At 70.3% G+C, this 20,541-nt stretch carries 19 protein-coding genes and 1 pseudogene; 16 read left to right on the top strand and 4 right to left on the bottom strand.

Translation table 11 applies throughout. The annotated features are described in order from the left end of the window. Positions 1-10 precede the first annotated feature (10 nt). The 9 genes from FXO18_RS01120 to FXO18_RS01160 all read left to right on the top strand — a co-directional run bounded on the left by FXO18_RS01120 (position 11) and on the right by FXO18_RS01160 (position 8,671). Complete coding sequence (locus FXO18_RS01120) at positions 11-802, top strand: SDR family NAD(P)-dependent oxidoreductase (RefSeq protein WP_235900372.1); 792 nt, start codon at positions 11-13, stop codon at positions 800-802. Next, positions 799-2,034 (top strand): precorrin-6y C5,15-methyltransferase (decarboxylating) subunit CbiE, encoded by a 1,236-nt coding sequence (cbiE, locus tag FXO18_RS01125; protein WP_235900373.1) that lies wholly within the window; start codon positions 799-801, stop codon positions 2,032-2,034. The genes FXO18_RS01120 and cbiE overlap by 4 nt, the downstream gene beginning before the upstream one ends. After that, complete coding sequence (gene cobM / locus FXO18_RS01130; RefSeq protein ID WP_149359233.1) at positions 2,031-2,792, top strand: precorrin-4 C(11)-methyltransferase; 762 nt, start codon at positions 2,031-2,033, stop codon at positions 2,790-2,792. Before cbiE ends, cobM begins: the two co-directional genes overlap by 4 nt. Further along, positions 2,780-3,541, top strand: a complete 762-nt coding sequence (locus FXO18_RS01135) for a cobalt-precorrin-6A reductase (RefSeq protein WP_149359234.1) — start codon at positions 2,780-2,782, stop codon at positions 3,539-3,541. Before cobM ends, FXO18_RS01135 begins: the two co-directional genes overlap by 13 nt. 110 nt (positions 3,542-3,651) lie before the next feature. Then, complete coding sequence (locus tag FXO18_RS01140; RefSeq protein ID WP_149359235.1) at positions 3,652-4,431, top strand: DUF1906 domain-containing protein; 780 nt, start codon at positions 3,652-3,654, stop codon at positions 4,429-4,431. An 86-nt stretch (positions 4,432-4,517) separates the two neighbouring features. Next, positions 4,518-5,732, top strand: a complete 1,215-nt coding sequence (locus FXO18_RS01145) for an MFS transporter (RefSeq protein WP_149359236.1) — start codon at positions 4,518-4,520, stop codon at positions 5,730-5,732. Positions 5,733-6,043: 311 nt separating this feature from the next. Next, on the top strand, positions 6,044-6,559 hold the full coding sequence (locus tag FXO18_RS01150) for a WxL domain-containing protein (RefSeq protein ID WP_149359237.1): 516 nt from the start codon (positions 6,044-6,046) through the stop codon (positions 6,557-6,559). A 49-nt stretch (positions 6,560-6,608) separates the two neighbouring features. Beyond that, entirely contained in the window at positions 6,609-7,580 is a 972-nt protein-coding gene (locus FXO18_RS01155) for a hypothetical protein (protein ID WP_149359238.1), read from the top strand. Next, positions 7,580-8,671: a hypothetical protein gene (locus tag FXO18_RS01160; protein ID WP_149359239.1), complete on the top strand. Its 1,092-nt coding sequence runs from the start codon at positions 7,580-7,582 to the stop codon at positions 8,669-8,671. The genes FXO18_RS01155 and FXO18_RS01160 overlap by 1 nt, the downstream gene beginning before the upstream one ends. 128 nt (positions 8,672-8,799) lie before the next feature. On the opposite strand, the gene FXO18_RS01165 is transcribed toward FXO18_RS01160, so the two are convergent. Beyond that, positions 8,800-10,035, bottom strand: coding sequence for a PucR family transcriptional regulator (locus FXO18_RS01165; RefSeq protein ID WP_149359240.1), 1,236 nt, complete (start codon positions 10,033-10,035; stop codon positions 8,800-8,802). Positions 10,036-10,172: 137 nt separating this feature from the next. Here FXO18_RS01165 and FXO18_RS01170 point away from each other — a divergent pair, with 137 nt between their 5' ends. Both FXO18_RS01170 and FXO18_RS01175 read left to right on the top strand, forming a co-directional pair. Then, entirely contained in the window at positions 10,173-11,000 is an 828-nt protein-coding gene (locus tag FXO18_RS01170) for an SDR family oxidoreductase (protein WP_149359241.1), read from the top strand. Positions 11,001-11,047: 47 nt separating this feature from the next. Beyond that, positions 11,048-12,607, top strand: a pseudogene (locus FXO18_RS01175) (succinic semialdehyde dehydrogenase); the annotation flags it as partial. Positions 12,608-12,780: 173 nt separating this feature from the next. Here FXO18_RS01175 and FXO18_RS01180 read toward each other — a convergent pair. Next, positions 12,781-13,440 carry a hypothetical protein gene (locus tag FXO18_RS01180; RefSeq protein ID WP_149359243.1) on the bottom strand — a complete coding sequence of 220 codons (660 nt, stop codon included), beginning with the start codon at positions 13,438-13,440 and terminating at the stop codon, positions 12,781-12,783. Between the two features lie 173 nt (positions 13,441-13,613). Between FXO18_RS01180 and FXO18_RS01185 the strand changes: the two genes are divergently transcribed. From FXO18_RS01185 to FXO18_RS01205, 5 genes are all read left to right on the top strand, one after another. After that, positions 13,614-14,087 carry a hypothetical protein gene (locus tag FXO18_RS01185; protein ID WP_149359244.1) on the top strand — a complete coding sequence of 158 codons (474 nt, stop codon included), beginning with the start codon at positions 13,614-13,616 and terminating at the stop codon, positions 14,085-14,087. An 81-nt stretch (positions 14,088-14,168) separates the two neighbouring features. Continuing rightward, the gene (gene sthA / locus FXO18_RS01190; protein ID WP_149359245.1) at positions 14,169-15,572 is read left to right on the top strand and encodes a Si-specific NAD(P)(+) transhydrogenase; all 1,404 of its coding nucleotides are present in this window, start codon (positions 14,169-14,171) and stop codon (positions 15,570-15,572) included. A 196-nt stretch (positions 15,573-15,768) separates the two neighbouring features. After that, positions 15,769-16,164, top strand: coding sequence for a hypothetical protein (locus FXO18_RS01195; protein ID WP_149359246.1), 396 nt, complete (start codon positions 15,769-15,771; stop codon positions 16,162-16,164). Between the two features lie 31 nt (positions 16,165-16,195). Further along, on the top strand, positions 16,196-17,047 hold the full coding sequence (locus FXO18_RS01200) for an NUDIX hydrolase (protein WP_149359247.1): 852 nt from the start codon (positions 16,196-16,198) through the stop codon (positions 17,045-17,047). Between the two features lie 97 nt (positions 17,048-17,144). Beyond that, positions 17,145-17,816, top strand: a complete 672-nt coding sequence (locus FXO18_RS01205) for a collagen binding domain-containing protein (RefSeq protein WP_149359248.1) — start codon at positions 17,145-17,147, stop codon at positions 17,814-17,816. A gap of 37 nt (positions 17,817-17,853) precedes the next feature. Here FXO18_RS01205 and FXO18_RS01210 read toward each other — a convergent pair whose 3' ends face one another. After that, positions 17,854-19,647, bottom strand: a complete 1,794-nt coding sequence (locus FXO18_RS01210; protein ID WP_149359249.1) for a DUF2339 domain-containing protein — start codon at positions 19,645-19,647, stop codon at positions 17,854-17,856. 70 nt (positions 19,648-19,717) lie between these two features. Further along, a complete protein-coding gene (locus tag FXO18_RS01215) occupies positions 19,718-20,473 on the bottom strand; it encodes a hypothetical protein (protein WP_235900374.1) in 756 nt (251 codons plus the stop codon). Positions 20,474-20,541: the final 68 nt, after the last annotated feature.

Below are 20,541 nucleotides of genomic sequence, written 5' to 3' on the forward strand. Positions count from 1 at the left end.
CACTAGGGGCGTGAGCGATGCAAAACTACCGTCCCCCTCCCGCGCGAGCCTCGCCGACCGCTTCGACCCCGGACCGGTCGTGATCCTTGGCGGGCGCAGCGAGATCGGCCTGGAGGTGGCACAGCGCCTCGCGCCTGGCCGCGTCGTGGTGCTCGCCGCCCGTCGCAGCGAGGATCTGGCCAACGAGCAGCAGCTCGTGCGCGAGGCGGGCGCGACAGCTGTGGTCCCGGTCGAGTTCGATGCCGACGATGTGGCCTCCCATGAGTCCTTCCTCGACGATCTCGATGCGCGCGTGGGACTGCCGGGCGTGGTGGTGCTGTGCTTCGGCATCCTTGGCGATCAGCAGCGCGCGGAGGAGGATGCGGCGCACGCCGTGCAGATCCTCCACACCGACTACGTGGCGCAGGCGAGCGTGCTGACGAGCCTGGCCCGCCGCATGAGGGCGCGCGGCCGCGGGCAGATCGTGGTGTTCTCCTCGGTGGCAGGGGCACGGGTGCGGCGCGCCAACTACGTCTACGGCTCCGCGAAGGCCGGTCTCGATGGCTTCGCCAGCGGTCTCGCGGATGCCCTGCACGGCACGGGCGTGCACCTGCTGATCGTGCGTCCGGGGTTCGTGATCGGCCGCATGACCGAGGGCATGGATCCAGCGCCGTTCTCGAGCACGCCGGGCCAGGTGGCGGACGCGGTGGTCGCAGCGGGGGCGCGTCGTCGCCGCGTGGTGTGGGTGCCGCTGCAGCTGAAGCTGCTGTTCATGGCGCTGCGCTTGCTGCCGCAGTGGGCGTGGCGGAGGATGCCCCGGTGACCGAGGGCACGAGGAGCGGCAGCCCGCGCATCGCCGTGGTGGGCATTGGTGCCGACGGCTGGACGGGGCTCGGTGATCCGGCGCGGGACGCGATCCGCATGGCCCGCACCCTCCACGGCTCGGACCGCCAGCTCGAGCTCGTGCCGGACGAGGTGCCGGGCCAGCGGATGCCCTGGCCTTCGCCGCTGCTGCCCGGCTTGCCCGCGTTGATCGAGGAGCACGGTCCGGGCGGGATGTGCGTCCTCGCGAGTGGTGATCCCATGCTGCACGGCATCGGGGCGACCCTCGCTCGCATCGCGGGAATCGAGCGACTGCGGGTGCTGCCGCACGTATCGAGCGTGTCGCTGGCCTGCGCGCGGATGGGCTGGGCGCTCCAGGACACGCCCGTGGTGTCGGGCGTCAACCGCCCCCTCGCGGCGATCCTGCGGGAGGTCGCGCCAGGCCGCCGCATCCTCGTTCTCAGCGAGGACGGCTCCACGCCGCGACAGCTCGCGGACCTGCTCGGCGCGCATGGCTGGGGAGGAAGCCGACTGACCGTGCTCGAGCAGCTCGGCGGACCCCGGGAGAACACTGTCACGGGCCACGCGGCCGGATGGGATGTGCCCGACGGGGATCCGCTGAACGTCGTCGCCATCGAGTGCGATGCCGGTCCCGCGCAGCACCTGGGACTGGTGCCTGGGCTGCCCGATGAGGTCTACGGCGATAGCCAGCTGACCAAGCAGGAGGTGCGGGCGGTGACCCTCGCGGCGCTCGCCCCGGCGCCAGGGGAGGTGCTGTGGGACGTGGGAGCGGGCACGGGCAGCATCGCCATCGAATGGATGCGCGCCCATCCCACGTGCCGGGCCGTGGCGTTCGAGCAGGATCCCGCCCGAGCGGAGCGGTTGCGCGGCAATGCCGATGCCCTGGGCGTGCCGTCGCTGCACGCGGCGGGCCCGGCGCCCGGAGCGTTCACGGATGTGCCTGCCGCGCTCGCGGCACCGGATGCGATCATGGTCGGCGGCGGGGCCACCGTGCTCAGGCTGCTCGATGCCTGCTGGGACCGGTTGCGGCCCGGTGGGCGGCTCGTTGTCAACGCGGTGACCATGGAATCCGAATCGCTCGTGCTGCGCTGGCACGGCGCGCACGGCGGGATGCTGCGGCGGATGCAGGTGCATCGCGCGGCGCCGCTCGGGGCATTCACCGCGTGGCGGCCCCACATGCCCGTGACCCAATGGAAGGGGACCAAGCCGTGACCGTGTTCTTCGTGGGCGCCGGGCCTGGTGCTGCGGACCTGCTGACGCTGCGGGCGGTCCGCGTGCTCGAGCGCGCGCCAGTGTGCCTGTACGCCGGCTCGCTGGTGCCCGATCAGGTGCTGGCCCATTGCCCGCCGGACGCTCGGCTGATCAACACTGCCCGCATGCGCCTTCCCGACATCGTCGAGATCATGGCCGGGGCCACCGCGCGCGGCGAGGACGTGGCGCGCCTGCACTCGGGCGACCCGTCGATCTACAGCGCCGTCGCTGAGCAGATCCGCTTGCTCGCCGAGCGTGGCATCGACTACCAGATCGTGCCGGGCGTGCCCGCGTTCGCCGCCGCGGCTGCCGCGCTGGGCCGGGAACTGACCGTGCCCGGGGTGGGCCAGTCCCTGCTGATCACCCGCATCGCTGTCCGGGCCACCGCGATGCCGCCCGGCGAGGAGCTCGAGCGGCTCGCGGGAACCGGTGTGACGCTGGCACTGCACCTCGCTGCCGCGCACATGGACACCGTGATCGCCGCGCTCGCCCCGCACTACGGCACGGACTGCCCCGCCGCGGTCGTGGCGTTCGCCAGCCGCCCCGAGGAAGTGGTGCTGCGCGCGACAGTGGGCACGATCGCCGAGCGCATGGCCGAGCACGGCATCACCAAGACGGCCATCATCCTCGTTGGCCGCGCGCTCACCGCGGACGGGTTCCCCGACAGCTACTTGTACTCGGAGGAGCGGGCGAGGGCGTTGCCGTCATGCGGGTCCTGATCCTGGGTGGCACCGGCGAGGCCCGGCAGCTGGCGGCGGCGCTGGCGGGGCGGCACGAGGTGGTGTCCTCGCTGGCGGGCCGGGTGCGGGAGCCTTTGGTGCCGGTCGGGGAGGTGCGCTCGGGCGGGTTCGGCGGTTCTCGTGGTTTCGCGGAGCATCTCCGCGCGGACAGGGTCGAGGCAGTGATCGATGCGACGCACCCTTTCGCCGCGACGATGACCGCCACAGCGGCACGCGTGACCGCCACGCTGGGAGTGCCGCTCGCCCGGCTGCAACGGCCCGGGTGGGAGCCGGTGGCGGGGGATGAGTGGCTCCACGCGCCCGATGTCGCTGGCGCCGCGCGGATCGTGGACAGCATGCTTCGCGAGGGCAGCGCCACGAGCGTCCTGCTGACGGTCGGCAGGCAGGAGCTCGCGGCGTTCGATCGGCTGCCGCGGGGCGCCGTGGTGGCGCGAATGATCGATCCGCCCGCGAGCATCCCGGCGTCGGTGCGGGAGGTCATTCTCGCGCGGGGGCCGTTCACGCTCGACGAGGAGCGCGCCACGCTGGCGAGTTCAGGCGCGGACGTGCTGGTCAGCAAGAACAGCGGGGGCACCGCGACGGCCGCCAAGCTGGTCGCGGCGCGGGAGCGCGGGATCCCGGTGGTGATGGTCGGGCGCCCGGAGCTGCCCGGGGGCGCGACCGTGGTGACGAGCGTCGCGGAGGCAGTGGCGTGGGCTGATCGCGTGGTGCCGCCCGCTGCTCGATGACGCGGGCGTGGTGCGAAAGTGAAACCTGAGAATTCTGGTGAAACTGCGGCAGGAGTGAACTCCTTACTTACGATAAGGATCGTCGCCCGCCCCCGATCCCAGGAGAACCCGTGGCATCCCGACGTGACTTCCTTCGCAATGCCGCAGTTGGTCTTGCCGCCATGCAGGCAGGCGGGGCATTCTCCTCCCTTGGAGATCTTGTTCCCAGCTCGCCGCCCGCGCCGACCTCGCCACCCTCGCCGAGCACCCCTCCGTCCCCGAGCGAGCCGACGATCCCCGGCAGCGACGACACCGGGCAGATCCTCATCGACTATGCCGCCGGAGTGCCGTCGGCCGCCTCGATCAAGCGTGCCGGGTACCGCGGCGTCATCCGCTACATGTCCGAGCCCCGCGCGAGCTGGATGATCGGCAAGCCGATGCGGGCCAGCGAGGTCGCCGACATGAAGTCCCAGGGCCTCGCGATCGTCTCCTGCTACCAGTTCGGCAAGGACGTCACCTCCGACTGGCGTGCTGGCTACAACGGCGGAATCCGCCACGCCGCCATCGGTGAGCGACTGCATCGCGAAGCGGGCGGCCCCTCCAACGCCGTCATCTACGCCGCGATCGACAGCAACCCGAGCAGCAGCGAGCTCGAGCTCGTCGCCGGCTACATCCGGGGCTGGCAGGACACCATCGGCGCGGCGCGCACCGGCGTCTACGCGAACTACCCCACCATCGATTTCCTCCGCGGCCGCGGGCTCGGCCGCTACTTCTGGATGCACAACTGGGGGTCGGGCGGACGTGTGCATCCCGCGGCCCACATCCACCAGTTCGAGATCGACCGGCTTTCCGTGGACGGGGTCGGCATCGACCGCAACCGCATCCTCAAGGCGGGCTACGGCCAGTGGTGATTCCTCCTCGCTGAGGGAGGGCCCCGTCACACCGGGAGAGGGCATACGCTCGGATCGGTAGATCGACCGAGAACCGGGGGGCCAGCATGATCATCGACACCGCCGCCGCGCAGCGCCGCGCGCTCACCGTGCTGGTCATCGCCCAGGTGCTCAGCGGCGCGGGACTGGCGGCCGGGATCACGGTCGGAGCGCTACTCGCCCGCGATGTGCTCTCCTCGACGAGCCTCGCCGGGGTTCCCGCGGCATTGTTCACCGTCGGCGCGGCGCTCGCGGCAGTGCTTGTGGGCCGTGCATCGCAGGCCCGCGGGCGCAGGGTCGGCCTCGCGCTCGGCTACGGAGCGGGCGCGCTCGGCGCGATCGGCGTCGTCGTGGCATCGGCCCTGCCCTCCACGCCCTTGCTGTTCCTCTCGCTGTTCGTCTACGGGGCGGGCATGGCCACCAACCTGCAGGCCCGCTACGCCGGAGCCGATCTCGCCCCCGCGCATCGAAAAGGCCGAGCGGTGAGCATCGTGCTGGTCGCCACCACGCTCGGCGCGGTCGCGGGCCCCAACACTGTCGGCCTCACCGGCCGCTTCGCTGCCAGCCTGGGCATCCCCGAGCTAGCGGGGCCGTTCCTCCTCGCGGCGGCCGCCTATGGCATCGCGGCGGTGGTGCTGTGGATCTGGCTGCGCCCGGATCCGTTGCTGCTCGCCCGCGAGCTGCGCCTCGACGAGCCCGCCGAGGGCGACGATGCGCCCGGGACCGCAGTGGTCGATTGGCGACCGGCCGTGCTGCTCGGCGCGGCGATCATGACGATCACCCAGGCAGTGATGATCGCCATCATGACCATGACGCCCGTGCACATGCAGGACCACGGGCATTCCCTCGGCGCGGCGGGCCTGGTGATCGGCTTCCATGTCGCGGCGATGTACCTGCCGTCGCCCCTATCGGGATGGCTGGTCGACCGGCTGGGCCCCCGCGTGGTGGCGCTGGCCGCGGCCGTCACGATGTTGCTCGCGGGAGCGGCTGCCGCGGCCTTCACTGGCATGGCGGGCCTGACTCTCGCGCTGGTGCTGCTCGGTCTCGGCTGGAACCTTGGCCTCATCAGCGGGACGACCCTGATCACCCAGTCGGCGCCGCTGCACCAGCGCGCGGCCGTGCAGGGCAATGTGGACTTGTCGATAACCCTGGCCGGGGCGGGCGGCGGATTCGCGTCCGGCATCATGGTGGCCGCCACGAGCTACGCGCTGCTCGCGGTGGTGGGGGCTGCGCTATCGCTGCTGATCATCCCGGTGGTGCTGCGCCGACGGATTCCGGCCTGACCTGGCTCCTGGTGGGCTTGGTGGGCAGTGGAAACTCTTCCGCCCCAGAGCGGGAAAAGTTTCCACTCGGGGCGCGCGGTCTCGCTGCGGCGGCGCTCGTTCGAGCCGCGCTCGCTCAAGCCGCGAGAAGGCCCTTCCGGAGGGGACCTAAGACACTAGGCAATTGGGGCAAAATGACCTCCTATTTGGGGGCAGTTGATTCCTAAACTTGTGTTGCAAATCACGCTACTCTTGTGGGGCGGGTACACCACTAGCCGCAATCCCACCTGCAGGATCAGTGACGATCCAGCCCCAGCATTCGGAGAAAATCCATGCGTACATCCCTCAAGGCCGGAATCGCCGCCATCGGTGCCGTCGCCGTCATCGTTCCCGGCAGCCTTGCGCACGCCCAGCTCGACAGCGGCATCACCGTCGTCACCGCTGAGCTCCTCGCAGGCGCGCTGACCATCGTGCCGCCCGCCGCGGCCGTGATCTCGCCCGCGCTCGACCAGCTCTCCGCGAGCGGCCAGGTGCTCGCCGTGACCGTCAGCGACCTCCGGCTCTCCAACGCTGGCTGGACCACCACGGCCATCATCACTGACTTCACCGACCTCGCCTCAAACACCATCCCCGCTGCCAACACCACCTACACACCGGAGAGCGCCGTCACCACCGGCTCCGTCACCGTCACGCCTTCCGGTGCTGTTGTCATCGACAGCGCCCAGAACGTCCAGACCGCCACCGCGTCCGGCGCCAACACCGCCATCTGGAACGCCACTCTCGATCTCGACACCACGGGCGCCGTCGCGGGCGTCTACACCGCCACGCTCACCCACTCCGTATTCTGATCCACCCCGAGCGAATCGAGATAGTGACGTGCGTCGTCTCCTTCCACTCTTGATCGCGGCGACGCTGCTCGCACCGGTGTCGGCTGTGCACGCGCAGCCGGCACCGGAGCCCGGTCCCACCGACAATCCCGGGCTCGGCATCCGGCTCATGGAAGTGCCCCTGCACCTCCAGGATGACCCCCGCGCCCAGGTCTACGTCATCGACAACCTCGAAGCAGGCGACTCCTTCGATCGGCGCCTCGAGATCTCCAACCGCACCGGCGCCACCCAGGACGTCGACCTCTACGTCGGAGCCGCCGACGTCGACGCCCAGGACGGCTTCAAGGTCGCCGACGGGGCCGGGGCGAACGAGCTCACCGAATGGGCCGAGCTCGACACCAGCGAGGTCACCCTCGACGATCGCGAGAACGCCGAGATCGTCCTCAGCATCGACGTTCCCGAGGAAGCCGAGGACGGAGAGCGCTACGGCGTTGTCTGGGCCGAGATGACCAGCGAGAGGCCCGAAGAGGGAGGAGCCATCGCCGTCAACCGCGTCGGCGTGCGCATCTACCTCGCCATCGGCGATGCCGAAGCGCTTCCCGCGGACTTCGTCATCACCGGGATGACCCCGCGCCGCACCTCCGAGGGCGTGGCGGAGCTCGTCGTCGACATCGATAACACCGGCGGCCGAGCCGTCGACATCACCGGCTCCCTTGACCTCGCGGACGGCCCCGGCGGCATCCGTCTCGATACCGTTCGCTCCAGCCAGTCGACAGTGCCCGCGGGGGAGCAGGGGCAGGCCATATTCACCCTGTCCGACACCCTGCCCAACGGCCCCTGGCAAGCCAACGTCACTCTTGCCAGCGGCTTGCTCGAGCGCACCACGAGCGCCCAGGTTACCTTCCCCGACAGTGGAGTCGGGGATGCCGTAGGCGTCGAGCAGGAAACCCAGCGCACCTGGTGGTGGCTCCTCGTGGTCCTCGCCGTGCTGGCCGTGCTCGCCGCGATCATCCTCATCCGCCAACGACGCCGGAACCCCTGATGAACCCTCGACGCCGCACCATGGCCTGGGCGATGTGCGGCGCCAGCATCCTCGCTGGCGCCGCCCTCGCCCCCGCGAGCCACGCGCAACCCACCCCCGTGACACCGGACTGCACCGCTGAAGCCGAGCCGCAGGACTGCGAGACTCCTGGCCCAGCAGCAACTCCTGTCGCGCCAACGACCACAACGCCCCCGCCAACAACCGAGCCAGAGCCGGAGCCTGAACCGGCGATCGTCACGACCGAGGCGCCCCCGCCGGAGCCCGAGCCCCCGGCACCTGTGACAACGGAGCCCGAGCCGGAGCCTCCGGCGCCGGAGCTTGAAGCGGCGATCGTCACGACCGAGCAGATGCCTGCCGAGCCCGAGCCGGTGACCACCGATCCGGTCGAGCCTCCACTCACTGGGCCCACGGAGGTGCCTGAGCCTGGGCCGACGGTCGATGAGACCTCGCCGGAGGAAGTAGCGACTGAGGATCCAGCGACTGAGGATCCAGCGACCGACGATCCGGAACCGGACCAGCCCGCTGCCGACGAAGCAACGACCGAGGGTGATGCGTCTGCCGAGCCCAGCACCGAGGAGGCGCCGGAGGCGGAATCCACCGAGGTCGAAACCACTGACGAGGAAGCGACGGAGGATCCGTCCGAGGATGAAGCCGCCGAGGATGAGGATCTGACTTCCGAGGAAGCCGCCGACGTCGAAGCCACCGAGGCCGGAATGCTGACCATCACGGTGCCCGGGAACCTGGTGCTCGCGCAGCAGGGCGAAGGGGCGGTGCGTCGCGGCGCGCTGAGCGTGCAGGTCCTCGATACGCGGGCGGGGAGCCCGGGCTGGACGGCGTTCGCCTCGATGGCCGCCTTCTCGGGCGAATCCAGCGGGACCGTGCTGGTTCCGCGCTCGGTGCGCTACCGGGCCAGCGACACGGAATGCAGCTCGTCGACCGGGCGGCAAGTGCTCGGTGAGGACGAGGTGCAGGTGCAAGTGGCCGAGGGACCGTGCAGTGCCACATGGATCGCCGATATCGAGGTGGTGTTCCCCGGTGCCGGGACGGTGGCGGACCGGTACTCGACCGCGATCACACACTCGGTGTACTAGCGCCGCGGGGGAGGCTCGCCACGGCAAAAGCACCGGATACCGCTAAACGCGATAGAAGCTGCCCCGGATCTCGGGCGGCTTCTATCGCGTTTGCGACGGGAGCCGGGAACGCGAGCCGGGACGAGGCCCTAGCCCCTCGCGCGCAACCAATCGATGCCGAGCACATCGATGCAGCGCAGCGCTAGTCCGAGGTCGGCATGATCGCCATCGTGCGGGACGCCGAGCTCGGTGAACGCTTGCTCGATCCGGTAGCGGACGGTGTTCTTGTGCACCTGGAGGGTGCGGGCAGCATCAGTCGGGCTGCCGCCGGTGCGTATGTATTCCGCGACGGTGTCGCGCAGTCGCGCAGCATGCTCGGTGGGCGCGGCGAGCGGTCCTAGCGCGCGGGCGAGGAACTGGCGCAGCGCGTTGGTGTCCCGGCTCAGCAGGTAGGGGATCTCCACCTGGTGGTAGAGGGTGCAGGCGCGCGTGCTGGTGGATACGGTGGCGATCTGCTGGGCGGCGACGGCGTCGAGGTGGCTCTGCCGGAATCCTGAGCTGCCGCGGGCGGGCGATCCGACGGCGATGCGCGTGCCCGGGGGAAGGTCGATGCCCGCGATGGCATCGGTGCTCGCTGGTAGCTCGGTGGCGATCCAGGCCCAGTGCCCACGTGCCCCGGATGGCACCGAGATGACGCGTCCGTGGGCGTCGAGGGCGCGCGCGGCCCGGCGGATGACCTGCTCGCGATGCCCCAGGGCCTCGGTGTCGTCGGTGCCGCTCCACAGGATCATCGCGGTGTGCCAGGGGCGCAGGGGGTAGTCCAGCCGGGTTGAGGCAGTGTCGATGGGGATGGTCGCGCCGTCGAGCAGGGCGTGGATGGTGTCGGCCCGGCGCGCGGTGGCGCCGCGCTCGAGGGTGGCGCGCTCGCTGGTGTAGGCGGCGAGCAGGACGTCGGTGGAGAGCTCGAGCCAGGAGATCGCGGATTGCCAGAAGGTGATGAGCGCGTTCATCTTGCGCTCGGCATCCACGGGCACGGATTGCACGATCTCGGTGAGGATGTTGATCGCGGTGGTGCGCCCGGTGCCGTAGATCCGGAGCAGCACCTTGACGTCCATGCCGCGGCGGGCGACGGTGCGGGCGAGCGCTATTGCTGCTGGCGGGGGCTGGTACTCGGCTTGCTCGTTGGAGATGGCGGCGATGAAGGCGCGCACCTGGCCGCGGGTGCTGGCGTCGAGGTCGCGGCGGAGCTCGTCATCGTCGCGGAGCGCGGGCAGCGCGGCGAGGATGTCGCCGTTGACGCGGTCGACCATGGCGTCGAGCGCTGCCGGGCGCAGTACCTCGGAGGTGAGGCGGGAGATCCAATCAGCGAGCTGATCCTCGGCCATCGTGTGCCCTCCTGCCCGCCAGTGTTGTATCGAGGATACAAAGGTTGTCGGAAAATTGGGCGCGGAAAGCCTAGTCGCGGCGCGCTGGCCAGGAGCACAGTGGAACCACAACGCGGAACTCTCGATCAAGGAGCACCATGAGCAAGCCACTGCACGGTCACGTCGTCGCCATCACCGGGGGAGCACGAGGCATCGGTCTGGCCACGGCCACCCATCTCGCCGCCCTGGGCGCCAAGGTCGTCATCGGCGACATCGACGAGGCCGAGCTGCCCCGCGCGTCCGTGGCTTCCGGCGCGGTCGCCCATGCACGGGTGGATGTCACCGATCGGGATTCGTTCGCCGCGTTCCTCGATCTCGTCGAGCGCGAGGCCGGACCGCTGACGGTGCTGGTCAACAATGCCGGCATCATGCCCGTGGGACGGATCATCGACGAGCCGGAGCACATCGCGCGGCGCATGGTGGAGATCAACGTCCTCGGCGTGATCACGGGCACCAAGCTTGCCCTCGAGCGCATGCTGCCCCGCCGCTCCGGCCACATCATCAACATCGCCTCGCTGGCGGGGGAGTACCAGTTCCCGGGCCTCGCCACCTACTGCGCCACCAAGCATGCGGTGCTGGGCTTCACTGACACGGTGCGCAAGGAGGTCCGCGACGATGGCATCAGCGTGTGCGCGGTGCTGCCCACCCTCACCAACACCCAGCTCGGCTCGGGTGCTTCCGGCATCCGTGGCGTGCGCGTCCCCGAGCCCGAGGAGATCGCCGCCGCCATCGAGAAGCAGATCCGCAAGCCCGTGCCGCGGCTGCGGGTGACCCGCCTCGCGGGCGTGCTCGTGCAGTCGCAGCACTACCTGCCGCCGTTCGTCTACGAGGCGATCAGCCGGGTCCTGCGCGCGGAGACGATGTTCATCAGCGGCATCGACGAGAGCGCGCGCCGCGGCTACGAGGATCGCATCCGCAGCAACTAGCCGTCGCCGCTAGCGCCCCGCCCACCACTTCGCTTTCCAAGGAGCAACAAGCCATGCCCGCACCCACCCAGGAAACGTTCGACCGCCTCGCCGCGCTCGTGGCCATCGACGAGCCGCAGCAGCGCGAGCAGCGCACCGTCCGCGAGGTCTTCACCGGCCGCGAGCTCGCCACCATCCCCGTCGGCACCGCCGATGATGCCGCCGCAGCGATCGCGAAGGCCCGCGCGGCACAGCGCGAGTGGGCGGCCCGACCCGTCGAGGAACGCGCAGCGATCTTCCGCCGCTACCACCGGCTCGTCCTCGACCACCGCGCCGAGCTGATGGACATGGCGCAGGCCGAGACCGGCAAGGCCCGTGTCGCCGCGCAGGAGGAAGTGCTCGACATCGCGCTCAACGCCCGGTACTACGCGATCCGCGCCCGTCGTCTCCTCGCGCCCCGTCGCGCGCAGGGCTTGTTCCCGGGCCTCACCCGCACCATCGTCAACCATGTGCCCAAGGGCGTGGTCGGTGTGATCTCGCCCTGGAACTACCCGATGACCCTCGCGGTGTCCGATGCGATCCCCGCCCTGATCGCGGGCAACGCCGTGGTGATCAAGCCCGACAGCAGTACCCCCTACTGCGCTCTGGCCTGTGCGGAGCTGCTCTACGAGGCGGGCTTGCCGCGCGAGCTGTTCGCCGTGGTCCCCGGGCCCGGCGCTGTGGTGGGCGGCGAGATCGTGCGGCGCTCGGACTACGTCATGTTCACCGGCTCCACCGCCACTGGCCGGACGCTCGCGACCCAGGCCGCGGAGCGCCTGATCGGCTTCTCCGCCGAGCTGGGCGGCAAGAACGCCATGATCGTCGCCGAGGGCGCGGATCTTCGAGCGGTGGCGCAGGCAGCGACCCGCGCCTGCTTCTCCAACGCTGGGCAGTTGTGCATCTCCATCGAGCGCATCTACGTCGAGGACGGCGTCGCGGACGAGTTCACCAAGGAGTTCGCCGACGCGGTCGCGGGCATGCGGCTCGGCGCGGGCTACGAGTTCGGTCCCGCCATGGGCAGCCTCGTCTCGAAGGCACAGCTCGACACCGTGCAGGAGCATGTGCGCGACGCGCTCAACAAGGGCGCGACCGTGGTGGCTGGTGGCCAGCACCGCCCCGATCTCGGCCCGTTCTTCCACGAGCCCACCGTGCTCGCGGGCGTCACCGAGGACATGACCTGCTACGCCGAGGAGACCTTCGGCCCGCTCGTCTCCATCTATCCAGTGGCCAGCGTGGATGAGGCGATCGAGCGCGCCAACGCCACCGAGTACGGCCTGAACGCCAGCGTGTGGGCGGCCACGGCTCGGGAGGGCGAGGCCATCGCGGGCCGCGTCCACGCGGGCACCGTCAACGTCAACGAGGGCTACGGCCCGGCTTTCGGCAGCACCGACGCCCCGATGGGCGGCATGGGTTCCTCCGGAATGGGTCGCCGCCACGGCGCGGACGGGTTGCTCAAGTACACCGAGTCGCAGACCGTGGCCACGCAGCGCCTGATCGATCTCGGGGGACCGTCCTGGTTGCCCGACAAGGCGTGGAACGCCGTGCTGCCCCACGCGGTGCGGGCGATGGCGCTGCTGCCCGGGCGGTAGTAGGCAGGCCTGATCAGGGCAGAAGCACGGTCGGGCCACAAACACGGGAAACGAGCAAACGCGATAGAAGCCGACGTGGATTCTCCACGGCTTCTATCGCGTTTGCGGTTGTGCGGCCCCCGGTTGTGCGGCCCCCGGTTGTGCTGCCCCCGGTTGTGCTGCCGGGCGGCTGCCTAGTCGATGTTGTGCAGGGCGAAGAACCCGATCTTGTGATAGCGGCCCGAGACGCGAAACAGGATCTTGCCCAGGTACACGCCGGGAACGAGCTCCACGAGCTCGTCGCGGACGCTGCGGATGAGCAATCGCGGGTTGGTCTCGACGGACTTGTAGTCGATGACCAGCACATCCTGCTCGCCACCGTCCTTGTCGCGGCTCGCCTCGACGTGGGTGACGAAGTCGAACGCGAGCTTGCCGTCCTCGGTCTGCGTCATCGAGTAGAGCGGCCACAGCAGCCGCAGGGGCATCGACGCGCGCGAAGCGATGCGATTGGCGCCCTTGCCCTCCGCGCCGAACCGCTTGCCCTCCCAGGGCATCCACAGGTCGGTGACAGCAGTGACGGTGCGGTCAAGGATCGGCAGGGTGGTCGTCATGACGAGCAAGCCCTCGGTCAAGCCCTCGAGCTTGCGCGGCGGCGCGCTGGCACGGAACAACGCCTCGAGATCGGATGCGGCCTGGTCATACTCCCGCAGCTCGCTATCGCGCACGCTCTTCAGCCATGCCCAGGCCTGCGAGGCAGCCTCCGCCGGATTCTTCCTCGACAGCGCGCGGAGCTCATCGAGCCGCTCCGCTGGCGCCGAGGTCGTGGTGGTCGTGGGGTCCTCAGTGGATGCCATGGTCGCTTTCCATCCCTCGTAGGTGATCTCCGTCACTAGTCTACGGGCCGTATGGCGCGTGCAGCAGGGAGATTCCCGCGGCGAGCCCTGCCGCAGCCGGATGCCGAGGGTTTGGCGGATCCCGGCCAGGGGTACCTGGGCTCTATTGCTCCCACCATCGTGAGGAAGAACCCATGGACACCTCAGCAATCGTGACGATCGTCGTCGTGGCGCTCGTGGTCATCGTCGTGCTCGCCGTGACCGTGGCGCTCGGGCGCACGTCCACGGAGCGACGCCGCCGCAAGGCCGCCGAGCTGCGCCAGGAGGCGGTGGAGCGCCAGCACCGGCTCGAGGCCGAGCAAGCGGAGGCCAATACTGCCGCGGCGCGCGCCGAGCAGCAAGAGGTGGAGGCGCGCAATCGCGTGGCTGATGCCGCGAGCCAGCGCGAGCAGGCAGATGCCGAGCGGGCGAGGCTGCGCCAGGAGGCAGAGGATGCGCGCCACGAGCTCGATCGCGCGGATGAGCTGGATCCGGACGCGGGAGTCCCCCGGCACCCGCAGCCCGGTGCCGCAGCGGGCCGCGGGCGAGGTGCTGCGGAGCCGTCCGCGGAGCCGGGACGCCCGGGCATCATCGACCGGCTGCGAAAGGGCCCCCGCCCGCGCCACTGATACGGTGCGGCTGTCGAGCCATCAGTAGGCCACCCTGGCCATTGCCCCCCACTCCGGTGTGATCGGTGCCACAATGCCCGCGTGGACAATTTCGATCTCGTGGTGCTCGGTTCCGGACCAGGCGGGCAGCGCGCCGCCATCGCAGCAGCCAAGCTGGGACGCTCGGTGGCAGTGGTGGAGCGCCGCGACATGCTCGGCGGGGTGTGCATCAACACCGGCACCATCCCGTCGAAGACGCTGCGCGAGGCGGTTGTCTACCTGACGGGGATGAGCCAGCGGGAGATGTACGGCCACTCCTACCGGGTGAAGGACGAGATCACCCGCGATGACCTGATGGCTCGCACGCACCATGTGACCGGGCGGCAGGTCGACGTCATCCGCAACCAGCTCACGCGCAATCACGTGACGATGCTGGCCGGGTCTGGACGGTTCACCGATCCGCACACCATCGAGGTCCAGGACGGCACCGGGCACGCCCACCGGGTGAGCGCCAAGAAGGTGATCATCGCGACCGGCACCAAGCCCGCGCGGCCCGCCACCGTGGAGTTCGATGGCCGCACGATCATCGATTCCGATGGCATCCTCCAGCTCGGCAGCATCCCGCAATCAATGGTCGTCGTTGGTGCCGGGGTGATCGGCATCGAGTACGCGTCGATGTTCGCCGCGCTCGGCACCCGCGTCACCGTGGTGGAGCGCCGCTCGACGATGCTCGATTTCTGCGACCACGAGGTCGTCGATGCGTTGAAGTACCAGCTGCGCGATCTCGCCGTCACGTTCCGGTTCGGTGAATCCGTCGCGGCGGTGGAGCGCTACGACCGGGGAGCGGTCACAGTTCTCGAGTCGGGCAAGAAGATCCCCGCCGAGACAGTGCTCTACTCGGCCGGTCGACAGGGGGTCACCGAGGAGCTCGCCCTCGACGCCGCGGGCTTGGCAGCGGACGCGCGGGGGCGCATCGAGGTCGACGAGCACTTCCGCACGAGCGTCGACCACATCTATGCCGTCGGTGATGTGATCGGATTCCCAGCCCTCGCGGCCACCTCGATGGAGCAGGGGCGTCTCGCTGCCCACCATGCGTGCGACGAGCCCGTCTCGGGAATCGACGCCCTGCAACCGATCGGCATCTACACGATCCCGGAGATCAGCTTCGTCGGGCGGACCGAGGCGGAGCTCACCGAGGCCCGGGTGCCGTTCGAGGTGGGCATCTCGCGCTACCGGGAGCTCGCGCGCGGCCAGATCGTCGGCGATTCCTATGGGGTGCTCAAGCTGCTCGTCTCGCCCGAGGACCGCAGCCTGCTCGGGGTCCACATCTTCGGCACCCAGGCCACCGAGCTGATCCACATCGGGCAGGCAGTCATGGGATGCAAGGGCACCATCGACTATCTCGTCGAAGCGGTGTTCAATTATCCGACGCTCGCCGAGACGTACAAGGTCGCGGCGCTCGATGTCACCAACAAGCTTCGTCAGCTCGCCGCGCTGCAGGACTGATCCGGGCCTGGCCCCGCACGTTCCAGCCGCGCGATCCGGCGGCGCTCGGGCCGGGTGATCCGGCTGGGCGATCCGGCCGCGAGTGTGCGAAAAACGACAGCTCCAGTGCTCCGACGTGTCGTTTTGTGAACATTCGCGGCACATCGATCGCGGGAGCAGCATCCGCGCGCGGCTAATACGCGTTAGTGTGGTAAGCGTGCGTGTGACAGGAGTGCCGGATGATGCGCTCGCCGAGGCCGGCGAGACGCTGACCGACACCATCGACCGCTGGATCGACAAGCTCACCGCGCACGCGACGGGCTCGCCCGCTCCCGGCACGCCCCGCTGGCACCGGCTCTGGAACGCCCGCGAGGCAGGCGAGGGCGCGACCTGGTGGAGGCAGCAATTGCTCACTCGCATCGCCATCGCTGACATCGCCGGAGTGGACCCCGCGCCCTACATCGCCCAGGCCCGCGAGCACGGCATCAGTGCCACCGAGATCCGCATCGCCCGCAAGGCCCGGGCGCGGACCGGCACCAGCAACGCGACCACCACCGCGGGCAGGCGCAAGCGCGTTCCAGCCAACAGTGCCGACCAGCTCGCCATCTTCTAGCCGCCCCGGGGATCACGGGTATCGTCACGGCATGGCCCCCGCCACCCGAGACCCGCATGAGATACCCATCCGCGATGCGTCGACGCTGATCCTCGTCCGCGACGCCCCCGGCCGCGGCATCGAGGTGTTCCTGCAGCGACGCACCCGGACCATGGCTTTCGCGCCCGGCATGACCGTCTTTCCCGGCGGGGGAGTCGATGCCACCGATCATGCGGCGGAGCTCGACTGGCACGGACCCGGCCCCGAGCACTGGGCGCGATCGTTCGGGACGAGCCCGGGCACAGCGCGGGCGCTCGTGATCGCTGCGGTCCGCGAGCTGTACGAGGAATGCGGCGTCCTGCTCGCCGGGCACCCGGACGGGCGCCTCGTCACGGGGGATTGGATCACCGCGGCCCTCGGCGACTGCCGCGCCCGCCTCGACGCCCGCGCCGTTTCTTTCGCCAGCATCCTGCGCGACCACGGCCTAGTCCTGCGTGCTGACCTGCTGGCGCCCATCGCGAACTGGATCACGCCCACCGGGAACGCCCGGCGCTATGACACCCGGTTCTTCCTCGCGGAGCTCCCGCCGGGCCAGGACGCGGACGGCCAGACCACCGAAGCCGACGAGTGCTTCTGGCGAACCCCCAGCGAAGTGCTCGCCGACTGGAGCGGGGGCGGAACGATCCTGCTACCGCCCACCTGGAGCCAGCTGCGCGCGCTGGCCGGTGCCGCCTCGCTCAGCGATATCGCCGCCGACCGGGAGGCTGGACTCTCATGGGCCCCGATCCCGGTGATCGAATCGGCGCCGATGGACCATCCCGACGGCTGGCGCCTGGGCTTCCCTGATTGCGATGCCTACTACGCGAGCTCTCCACCGGGGCTCGGCCGCACCTTGCGCCCCTAGCGCTGGGGGCACGATGTGGCGCCGGGGACTGGTCAAGATCGCCACGGAAGGGCATCATTAGGTGACGCGCTCCCGTGCGCAATTCCGGAGGAAGCCAATGAGCACGATCACGATCGCGAGATTGCCGCGCGCTGCTGCCATGGCTGCGACCGCCACGTTGCTCGCGGTCCCGCTCGCGGGGACCGCCCACGCCCAGGAGGCCGGTGAGCTCCGCGTCTCCGCGGCCAGCGCCACCGGCGCACCGATCGCCGATGTGTCGGTGAGCATCACCAGTGGCTGCGACGGTTCCGATCCAACGGTGAGCACCTACCAGGTGCTCGATCTCGGCGACGACGGCGTGGCAGCAGTGCCCGTGGCCCCGGGCTGCTACACGATCACCCCGGTCCGCCATCCCGCTGACTATGTGCCCGCCGGCGCTACGCCAGTCACAGCGATGGTGGGCGAGTCCCAGGGCGGATTGGCAACGGTCCGGTTCCAGCCGTTCAACGAGGGTGCCTATGACCTCGGCGCCGCGATGATCACCCTGGTCGGCGAGGACGGCGTGGCCCCGATAGCTGACCGCCCGATCGTGATCCGGCCCTGCGACGGCAGCGGAGCCGAGCTCGTGTCCCATCCGAGCGATCCGAGCGGACGCATCGCCACCATGCTGCCGGCCGGATGCTGGAATGTCATCGAGCCGAGCATCCTGGGGGCGCAGCCCGAGGCACCTCTTTCCTTCGTTGTGTTCCCCGGCCAGACCGCGCCCGTCCGCCTGGTGCTCGGAGCCTGACAGGTTGCTCGAAGGCTGGCAGGGCCAGGGCTTGGCATCACGCGACGTCGGAGCCTGTCGCTCGGATCCGGGCAATGCGCGCCCCCGCGAGCAGCAGCAGGATGCCCACGAGCAGGAACGCCAGCACGCGATACAGGCCGTCGAGGGCCGCGAGATCGAACAGCATCAGCTTGGCGACGGTCGAGGAAGCCATGACGGCACCAGCCGCGAGCGCCGCGTCGTGGCGCGCACCGGCCATCAGCAAGGCGATGGCCACGGCCATCCATAGCACGGTGACCAGGGCGTGGCCGGCCACGAAGCCCGTGCGGCCCGCCAGGGCCAGCACCCCGAGGGCCACGATCGCGACCATCGACCCGTAGAGCGCCGCTCCCGTGGCAAGCAGCCGCAGCAGCACCGGAACCCCCACAGCGCTCGCCATCACCGTGGCCGCGATCACCAGCAATGCCCCGCCCGTGACGATCAGCACGCTCGTGCGCTCCACCGCGTCCGCGGACGAGACCAGCATTCCCTGCGAGGCCGCAGCACCAAGCAGCCCGGTGCCCACTACTGCGAGGACGGCGCCACCGGTGCCCGCCACGACATCCCGCGCTCGCTGCCACGCCAGCAGCACCGCGCACGCGAGACCGAGCACGACCAGCCCAGCGCGGTCACCGGGAACCCATGCCGTGATGGCCATGATGCCTGCCAGGACGCCGATCCCGCCGATCAGCAGGCGCGCGCTCGCTGGCAGGCCGGGGACGAGCGAGGCCATCGCTAGGAGGATCGCTCCCGTCGCCACGCACACCAGGGCAAACGGTCCCGCGGCGAGCAGCTCGCGGGCCAGCAGCAACGGCAACGCGGCGATGGCGAGGCCGAGCATCGTGGCCCCCCGGTCGGTCCGGCCCTCCTCCCGCAGCAGCATCGCGCCCGTCGCCACCGCGAGGAGGAGCAGCACGGACGCGATGGCCACCGCCTGCCAGGCGAGCACCAATCGATCCTCGCCGCCCGGCGAATCGAGCACGATCAGCAATGCCAGTACCGCTGGCCCGATGCGGGAAGCCGTCAGCCACGGCCACCGCTTGGCACGCTGAGCGGGGAAAGTCGCTGCCATCAGGGCAACGAGGAATGCCGCGACCGCAGGCGCGGCGCCTCCGCCCACGAATGGAGCCAGGCCCGCCGCGCCCAGCACGACCATGTGCGCGAGCCAGCGGGAATCCCACGCCACCGCGAGCCACGCTCCCGCCAAGGCCACCGCGAAGGCGATCGCGAGGCCCACCACCGCGGGAAGCAGCTCGTACAGCGCGGTGGCGGCAACGAGGTCGAGATACAGCCCGGCCACGCCCGTCGCGGCCAGCGCCACGATTCCCGCGTTCACCTCATCGCGGCGGGCGCGCCACAGCGCCAGGGCCAGCAGGCCCGAGGCGAGCAATGCTCCCACGACGACGCGCCCCGCGGGCCCGAGCAGTCCCGACTGGATGGCAAGGGCAAGCAGCAGGGCAACACCGATCAAGGTGATGGTGGTGCCAGCGGTAGCCAGCACCCTGCCGAGGGTGGCCTCCCGTGCCCACCACGGCGAGCGGTCGCGCTGGCCAGGGCGGCCAGGAATGGTGGGACGGACTGGCATCGCGCGTGCTTGCGGCGCGCCAGGCGTGCGATGTCCCACCGCCGCCGCAGTCCCGGCCGCTGGTGCCCCGGCTGGTGGTGCCCCGGGGGCAGCAGGACCCGAGCCCTGCGCCGCGCCGCGCAGCAGCTCCAGTTCCTGGCGGGCGTAGTCGAGCTGTGTGCTGATCTGGGCCAGCCTGGCCGCGAGGACGTCAGCGACGTCCCTGCCGTACGGATCTCTGTGCTCCACGCCTACATCATCCGCGCATCGTCGTCGATCCGCGCGGGATGCGTCCAGGGGATGCGTCCAGCGGCGTGGCCTACAGCATCGCGCGGCGTGCCTCCGAGAGCTGGTACACCCGCCGCGTGAGCACCTCGGCGAGGACGAACATCAGCAAGGCCGAGACGAGCACCTCGGGCGGCGCGACCGCGTCGAACGCCAGCCCCGCCGTCAAGTACATGCCCGCGATGGTGCGGTACGCGACATAGACCGCCGCTCCGGGAAAGCGCAGCGCCATCGCACCGAGAAGGCCGCCCAGCCCCACCGCGATGGCCCCCGCGACCACGGGCAGGGGCAACAGTCCGATGATCAAGTCCCGCTCGTCCGGGTCCATCCGCACCAGGCCAACGATATGGAGCAGCTCCACGGCGAGCACGCAGCCCGAGAGCGTCCACACGCGCACTGCCTGCGCCTGGTAGGAGGGCACCACCAGCGGCACGAGCTGCTCCCGTGCCCGCACCGCGAGCCGCGTGGCGAGCACGAGCACTGCCACCGAGATCCCGATGCCCATGATGCTGCCGTCGAGCAGATAGGCCAGCACGAGGAACAGCCGGATCGCCACATACACGTGCGCGGCCCATAGCTGGTCGAACAGCACGCACAGCAGGGCGCCGAGCCCGAGCGCATAGGTGACGAGCTCGAGCGGCACCAGCCACTGGGAGGCCCCCGATGGCCAGGCTGCCAACAGCCACACCGCGAGCCCGGCCTCCACGACGAGCAGCAGCACCGCGAGGGCGGTCGGCCTGCTCCCCGGGGTGCCCGGGGGGATCGGGCTTGAGGTACTGGGCTGGTCCACGAGGGGATCTCCTTGGGGCATCATGTCCGGGCGGTTCCTGCAGGAGGCGGGCCCAAGGCTACCAAGGG

This window comes from Lolliginicoccus suaedae, assembly GCF_008312885.1.
GTDB lineage: Bacteria > Actinomycetota > Actinomycetes > Mycobacteriales > Mycobacteriaceae > Lolliginicoccus > Lolliginicoccus suaedae.

Coding starts and splice junctions, on each gene's coding strand:
- FXO18_RS01150 (WP_149359237.1), top strand. CDS start 6,044: ATGCGTACATCCCTCAAGGCCGGAATCGCCGCCATCGGTGCCGTCGCC.
- FXO18_RS01185 (WP_149359244.1), top strand. CDS start 13,614: ATGGACACCTCAGCAATCGTGACGATCGTCGTCGTGGCGCTCGTGGTC.
- FXO18_RS01135 (WP_149359234.1), top strand. CDS start 2,780: ATGCGGGTCCTGATCCTGGGTGGCACCGGCGAGGCCCGGCAGCTGGCG.
- FXO18_RS01170 (WP_149359241.1), top strand. CDS start 10,173: ATGAGCAAGCCACTGCACGGTCACGTCGTCGCCATCACCGGGGGAGCA.
- FXO18_RS01165 (WP_149359240.1), bottom strand. CDS start 10,035: ATGGCCGAGGATCAGCTCGCTGATTGGATCTCCCGCCTCACCTCCGAG.
- FXO18_RS01145 (WP_149359236.1), top strand. CDS start 4,518: ATGATCATCGACACCGCCGCCGCGCAGCGCCGCGCGCTCACCGTGCTG.
- FXO18_RS01180 (WP_149359243.1), bottom strand. CDS start 13,440: ATGGCATCCACTGAGGACCCCACGACCACCACGACCTCGGCGCCAGCG.
- FXO18_RS01200 (WP_149359247.1), top strand. CDS start 16,196: ATGGCCCCCGCCACCCGAGACCCGCATGAGATACCCATCCGCGATGCG.
- FXO18_RS01160 (WP_149359239.1), top strand. CDS start 7,580: ATGAACCCTCGACGCCGCACCATGGCCTGGGCGATGTGCGGCGCCAGC.
- FXO18_RS01205 (WP_149359248.1), top strand. CDS start 17,145: ATGAGCACGATCACGATCGCGAGATTGCCGCGCGCTGCTGCCATGGCT.